This window comes from Luteibacter sp., assembly GCF_036499525.1.
Taxonomy (GTDB): Bacteria; Pseudomonadota; Gammaproteobacteria; order Xanthomonadales; family Rhodanobacteraceae; genus Luteibacter.
The window spans coordinates 25,806-31,813 of sequence record NZ_DASYDO010000033.1 but is presented as its reverse complement, the minus strand read 5'-3'; the positions used below and the strand labels follow the sequence as shown (position 1 = coordinate 31,813).

Below are 6,008 nucleotides of genomic sequence, written 5' to 3'. Positions count from 1 at the left end.
CTTGGAGCTGGCGCGCAAACCTGCGGACTGGCGCGAAGAGATGTCGCGCGCAGGGCGCGCTCCTACGATATCTAGGCCTTCTGCCCATGCTGCAGCAGCCAGAGCTTCACATACTTCCGCCGCACATATTCCACCCGCAGCAGCGCATAGACGATGCCGCGCCACCCATCGAGGAACCCCGCGCGCAACACATATCCCCGAAAGAACCGCCACATCGGACTCACCACAATCTGCGTAAGGGAGACACGCTTGCCCGCGGCGAATTCCTCGGTGGCCATCATGTGCGCATAGCGTTCCTGCTTCGCCATCAGTTCCGACAGCGAACGGTACGGGTAATGGTCGAGGAAGCCGCCCAGCATCCGCACTTCGCCATCGACGCTCACCGATTCGTGGATCTCACGCGGCCCACGCCATCCGCCCCGGCGACGGTCGAACAGCCGCAGCACCTTGTCGGCACCGGCGTTGCCGTGGCGCATGAAGCGCCCGAAGAAATCGTTCCGGCGGTAGAAGCGATAGCCAGGGGCGTCGAAGCCCTTGTCGAATGCCTTCTCGATCGCCGCGCGAAGATCGGTATCTACGCGCTCGTCCGCGTCCAGGCAGAGCACCCAGTCGTTCTTCGCCTGGGCCACCGCGAAGGCCTTCTGGCTGCGGAAGCCATCGAACGGACGCCCTATCACCCGGGCACCGGCTTCCTGGGCGATGGCGACGGTGTCGTCGGTGGACCCGCCGTCCACCACGACCATGTCGTCGCAGAAGGGGGCGGCGGAGGCCAGGCATTCCCGGATGCGATCGGCCTCGTTCTGGGTGATCACGCAAAGGGAAATGGGCCGTCGGGTCATCAGGATGCGGTGTCGGGTAGCGAGGCGTCATAATGCCACGCCGATGACTGCGGAGTGCCGCCCCTTGCCCGCGTGCCTGATGTTCGCCACCGAGTCGTATGGCTTGCCGATCCTGCGTCCGCTGGCCGCGGCGGCGCGCGCGCGCGGCCTCGACGTGGGCTGGGTGGTGCCGGCGGCGCTGGGAACCCAGCTGACGCCTGACGAGCGCCGCATCCGCAGCCTGCGCGAGGCACGCGCCTTCAAGCCCGACGCGGCGTACTGCGCGGCGAACTGGGTTTCGCCCGCGCTGCCCGGGATCAAGGTGCAGGTGTTCCACGGCTTCAACGCGCAGAAGCGCGAGCCGGATCGGGGACACTTCGCGATTCGCGGTTTCTTCGATCTCTATGCCACGCAGGGACCGGCAACCACGATCCCCTTCGAGGCGCTGGCGCGCGAGCACGGCTACTTCGCCGTGGTCGAAACCGGCTGGCCGAAGCTGGACCCGCTGTTCGCGCCGTCCCCGATACCTTCGATCGGCCTGCCGCCCCGCGACGGGCGGCCGGTAGTGATGTATGCGTCCACCTTCAGCCACCGGCTCAGTAGTGCGCCGGCAATGCTGGAACCCCTGCGCGCGATGATCGCGCGTGGCGACCGGCAGTGGTTGCTCACGTTGCATCCGAAATGCGATGAAGCACTTTTCGAGGCCTATCGCGGGCTCGAAGCACCCAACGCAAGGTTCTTCACGTCCGACCACCTTATCGACATGCAGCGTGCCGCGGATGTGCTCGTGTGCGATACGTCCTCCGTGGTGCATGAGTTCGCGGTGATGGGCAAACCAGTGGTGACCGTAGCTAACCGTGTGCCGCAGCCTTTCATGCTCGACGTACCGTCCGCGGCGGACGTCGATGCCGCGATCGACCGGGCGCTCTCCCATCCGCCCGAACTGATGGCGGCCATTCGCGCGCACGGTGACGACATCCACCCCTACCGCGACGGTCATTCCAGCGAACGCGTGCTGGACGCGGTGGAAGCCTTCCAGCGCGGCGAATTCGGCGTGTTGAAGCGCAAGCCACTGAACCTCGTGCGGCGGTTCAAGGCGCTGAGGGATATCGGCGCACTGCTAGACCTGCGCTGATACCCAACTCCTATACGTGGACGAAAGCGCGCCGGCGACGATGGCAGCATCGTCGCACCGCCCGCTACCGCTGTGGCATCCGGACGTCCAAAGCCGTTAGGATCGAACGTTCTACACGACGGCTAGGGGTGGACGATGAGCTTTCGCAAGTTTCTTGGGAGCGTGCTGGTCGCGGCGCTGATGTCGGGCGCCGCGCTGGCCGCACCGCCATCGGCCCACACGGGTAACCCGGTATTCCCGGGCTGGTACGCCGACCCCGAGGCGGCCATCTTCAACGACACCTATTGGATCTACCCCACCACGTCGCTGGCTTACGCCAGACAGCGGGGCTTCGACGCGTTCTCGTCGCCCGACCTGGTGCACTGGACGAAGCACGCCAACGTGCTGGCCATCGAGGACATCCCCTGGGCGAAGAAAGCGCTGTGGGCACCCGCGGTGGTCGAGAACGGCGGCAAGTACTATTTCTTCTTCGCCGCCAACGATATCCAGAGCGACCACGAGCTCGGCGGCATCGGTGTCGCCGTGGCGGACAAGCCCGATGGCCCGTACAAGGACCTGCTCGGCAAGCCGCTCGTCGATGCCTTCCACGATGGCGCGCAGCCGATCGATCAGTTCGTGTTCCATGACGACGACGGCACCTGGTACATGATCTACGGTGGCTGGAAGCATGCGAATATCGTGAAGCTGAAGCCCGACCTCACCGGCGTCGAGCCCATGGCCGACGGCACGATGTTCAAGGAGATCACGCCGGCCCCGGAGTATGTCGAAGGCCCGCTGATGTTCAAGCGCAACGGCAAGTACTACTTCATGTGGTCGGAAGGCGGCTGGACCGGTCCGGACTACTCGGTGGCCTACGCCATCGGCGATTCGCCCATGGGGCCGTTCAAGCGCATCGGCAAGATCCTCCAGCAGGATCCGAAGGTCGCCACCGGCGCCGGTCACAACTCCGTTTTCCATGTGGCGAAGGACGATAGCTGGTACATCGTCTACCACCGCCATCCGCTCGGCGACACGAAGGGCAACGACCGCCAGGTGTCGATCGAACATATGTATTTCGACAAGGACGGGAAGATTCTTCCGGTGAAGATAACCACTGAAGGCGTGCAGGCCCATCCTTTGCGTTGAGGATCGGCAACGGCCTGAAACACAAACGGAAAGGGAGCCGACGATAGCCTAGGCAGCTAAAGCATGCATGCCTTACAGCCCATGACACCCGACATTTCAATACGCAAGGATTGGCTACAATCCGGTCAGGGCAGGACCATTCCTGTGGGAGTGAGGCAGCATGCGGTACGAGAAAGGCCATAAAGAACAGACCCGCCAGAAGATCGTCGAGGCGGCGTCGCAGCGGTTTCGCGCCGACGGCATCGATGGTGTCGGCGTGGTTAGCCTGATGAGCGAGGTGGGGCTCACCCAGGGCGGTTTCTACAACCATTTCGGGTCGAAGGAAGACCTCGTTCGCGAGAGCGTGCTCGCGGGTGCCGAGTGCGCGATCAAGCGCCTCACGGCGAAGGTGGCCGCTTCCCGCGGCGACGGTTATCGCGCATTGGTCAACGGTTACCTGTCTGCCGACCATCGCGACCAGCCGGAAACGGGTTGCGTCGCCGCCGCATTGTCGGCGGAAATGGCGCGTCGTCCGATGGAGACGAAGACGGCATTCACCGATGGCTACTCGGAGATGGTCGAACTGATCGCATCGACGCTTCCCGCCACCGTTCGCGGCAAGCGCCGCCGCACGCTGGCGATGGCGGTGTTCGCTTCGCTGGTGGGTTCGATGTCGCTGGCGCGCGCTGTCGCCGCGCAGGACCTGTCCGACGAGATCCTGTCGCTCGGTCGACAGTCCGCGCTGGAACTGGTCGAAGCGGGCTGATTACTTCGCGCCGGCGGCGGGCGGTTTGCCCATCGCAGCGGTTTTCTCGGCGATCTTCGCCTTGATGGCGGGGATCGCCGCCAGCGCCGCGCGTTCGCCTTCAAGGATGGCGACGTTCTTCTGATCGAAGTCGGTGGGGCCGATCTGGCCCACCTTCGGCCGGATCACGACATCGGCGCGTGCCAGCTCCTGTTCGGCCAGTTTGCGGCCCATGATCGTGATCGACTGGCCGACGATACCCACCATGCTGTCGGGATTGCTACCGTTCGGTCGCGCGGAGATGTCCGCGGCGATGACGATGTCCACGCCGAACTGGCGCACCGCGTCTACCGGCACGGGGCTCACCACGCCGCCGTCGACGAAATGCTTGCCGGAGATTTCGACGGGTTCGAACACGCCGGGGATGCTGCTGGATGCACGCACAGCCTGGCCCGTGTTGCCGCGGACGAATACGGCACGCTCGCCGTTCTCCAGTTCGGTGGCCACGGCGGCAAAAGGCATGCGCAGTTTTTCCATGGGAGCCTGTTTTACCAGCTCGTTCACGTAATCCTGCAGCTTCTGCCCCTGCACCAGTCCGCCGGAGAACAGGCGGACGTCGCGGATACTCGATTCGTCGAGCGCAAACGCCTGTTCCTGCAAACGGAACGCGTCCATGCCGCTGGCGTAGAGGGCGCCCACGACACTGCCGGCACTGGTACCGGCCACGGCATCGGGATGGATGCCGCTGGCCTCCAGCATCTTGATCACGCCGATATGCGCGAAGCCCTTGGCCGCGCCGCCACCCAACGCCAGCCCGATGCGCGGCTTTGCCGCCAGCACCGGAAGGGCGGTGTCAGGGCGCACGTCGGGTTTCGTGCCCCCGAAGCAGCCGCCCAGCAGGGCGGCGCAGAGCAGCGGTAACCAGGCGCGGTACGACATCAGCTGCGGGTTTCGTCGGCTTCGAGGTGGTAGCGGGTGACGACCTCGATCTCGTTCTTCGAACCGAGGAAGACCGGCACGCGCTGGTGCAGGGCGGTGGGCTGCAGGTCCATGAGCCGCTCGCGACCGGTCGTGGCGGCACCGCCTGCCTGTTCCACGATGAAAGCCATCGGATTGGCCTCGTACATCAGGCGCAGCTTCCCAGCGCCACCCTTGGCGGTGATCTTCGCGTCGAGCGGATAGATGAACACGCCGCCGCGGGTGATGATGCGGTGCACGTCCGCCACCATCGACGCGACCCATCGCATGTTGAAATCGCGTCTGCGCGGGCCAGTGGTGCCGGCCAGCAGTTCGTCGATATAGCGCTGCATCGGTGCTTCCCAGTGACGCTGGTTCGACATGTTGATGGCGAACTCGCTGGTGTCCGCGGGTATCGCGATGTCGCGGCGGGTGAGCACGAAGCTGCCGTGCTCGCGGTCCAGCGTGAACTCGTGCACGCCATGGCCGAAGGTGAGCACAAACAATGTACTGGGCCCATAGACCACGTAACCCGCGGCGACCTGCTCCGTGCCGGGCTGGAGGAAGTCGCCCACCGTCGGCTCGGTGACCCCGTCCGGGCAGCGCAGAACGGAGAAGATGGTGCCCACCGAGACATTCACGTCGATGTTCGACGAACCGTCGAGCGGATCGAACAGCAGCAGGTGGTTGCCCTTCGGGTAAACGTCGGGGATGGGCTGCGGATCGTCCATCTCTTCCGAGGCACAGGCGGCGAGGTGGCCGCCCCAGGCATTGGCCTCGAGCAGGATCTCGTTGGAGATCACGTCGAGTTTCTTCTGCGCCTCGCCCTGCACGTTCTCTGAGCCGGCATTGCCGAGCACCCCGCCAAGCGCGCCCTTGCCGGTGGCGACGGAAATGCGCTTGCAGGCGCGGGCCACGACCTCGATCAGCAGGCTGAGCTGGGCATTGATATGCCCGGCGCGCTTCTCTTCGATCAGGAACTGGATCAGGGAAATCGGTTTCGTCATCGGGCAGGACTCGGGCGCGAAAGCACGCATTGTCCGGGTCGGGGGTCACCGGCGCCAGAGGCGGGCTTGCTACGTCTTCGCTCTGTCGGCTTTTCGCCGCTGAAGCGGCTCCCGCATGACTCACTGCTGACAGTACGTTGTCAGCAGCCCCCCTGCAGACTCTCCCCTCAAGCAACGGGGGGGTCATCGCCATGAATCGTTTTCTCGAACGGCTCGCCGAGTTGTACGACCCATCCATGAAA

General features: G+C 64.7%; 6 protein-coding genes. 3 read left to right on the top strand and 3 right to left on the bottom strand.

Going from position 1 to position 6,008, the window contains the following annotated elements:
- Positions 1-71: 71 nt before the first annotated feature.
- On the bottom strand, positions 72-839 hold the full coding sequence (locus VGM71_RS07145) for a glycosyltransferase family 2 protein (protein ID WP_331543434.1): 768 nt from the start codon (positions 837-839) through the stop codon (positions 72-74).
- Between the two features lie 43 nt (positions 840-882).
- On the opposite strand from VGM71_RS07145, the gene VGM71_RS07140 reads away from it, so the two are divergent.
- From VGM71_RS07140 to VGM71_RS07130, 3 genes are all read left to right on the top strand, one after another.
- The gene (locus VGM71_RS07140; RefSeq protein ID WP_331543432.1) at positions 883-1,953 is read left to right on the top strand and encodes a CDP-glycerol glycerophosphotransferase family protein; all 1,071 of its coding nucleotides are present in this window, start codon (positions 883-885) and stop codon (positions 1,951-1,953) included.
- A 135-nt stretch (positions 1,954-2,088) separates the two neighbouring features.
- Positions 2,089-3,078: a glycoside hydrolase family 43 protein gene (locus tag VGM71_RS07135; protein WP_331543430.1), complete on the top strand. Its 990-nt coding sequence runs from the start codon at positions 2,089-2,091 to the stop codon at positions 3,076-3,078.
- A 160-nt stretch (positions 3,079-3,238) separates the two neighbouring features.
- Positions 3,239-3,823, top strand: coding sequence for a TetR/AcrR family transcriptional regulator (locus VGM71_RS07130; protein ID WP_331543428.1), 585 nt, complete (start codon positions 3,239-3,241; stop codon positions 3,821-3,823).
- Here VGM71_RS07130 and VGM71_RS07125 read toward each other — a convergent pair whose 3' ends face one another.
- Complete coding sequence (locus VGM71_RS07125; protein ID WP_331543426.1) at positions 3,824-4,741, bottom strand: patatin-like phospholipase family protein; 918 nt, start codon at positions 4,739-4,741, stop codon at positions 3,824-3,826. It lies immediately after the preceding gene.
- A complete protein-coding gene (locus VGM71_RS07120) occupies positions 4,741-5,766 on the bottom strand; it encodes a class 1 fructose-bisphosphatase (protein WP_331543424.1) in 1,026 nt (341 codons plus the stop codon). The genes VGM71_RS07125 and VGM71_RS07120 overlap by 1 nt, the downstream gene beginning before the upstream one ends.
- Between the last annotated feature and the right edge of the window lie 242 nt (positions 5,767-6,008).

Bases quoted from the DNA above. Each gene is read 5' to 3' on its own strand.
- VGM71_RS07145 (WP_331543434.1), bottom strand. From the start codon at position 839: ATGACCCGACGGCCCATTTCCCTTTGCGTGATCACCCAGAACGAGGCC.
- VGM71_RS07140 (WP_331543432.1), top strand. From the start codon at position 883: ATGACTGCGGAGTGCCGCCCCTTGCCCGCGTGCCTGATGTTCGCCACC.
- VGM71_RS07135 (WP_331543430.1), top strand. From the start codon at position 2,089: ATGAGCTTTCGCAAGTTTCTTGGGAGCGTGCTGGTCGCGGCGCTGATG.
- VGM71_RS07130 (WP_331543428.1), top strand. From the start codon at position 3,239: ATGCGGTACGAGAAAGGCCATAAAGAACAGACCCGCCAGAAGATCGTC.
- VGM71_RS07125 (WP_331543426.1), bottom strand. From the start codon at position 4,741: ATGTCGTACCGCGCCTGGTTACCGCTGCTCTGCGCCGCCCTGCTGGGC.
- VGM71_RS07120 (WP_331543424.1), bottom strand. From the start codon at position 5,766: ATGACGAAACCGATTTCCCTGATCCAGTTCCTGATCGAAGAGAAGCGC.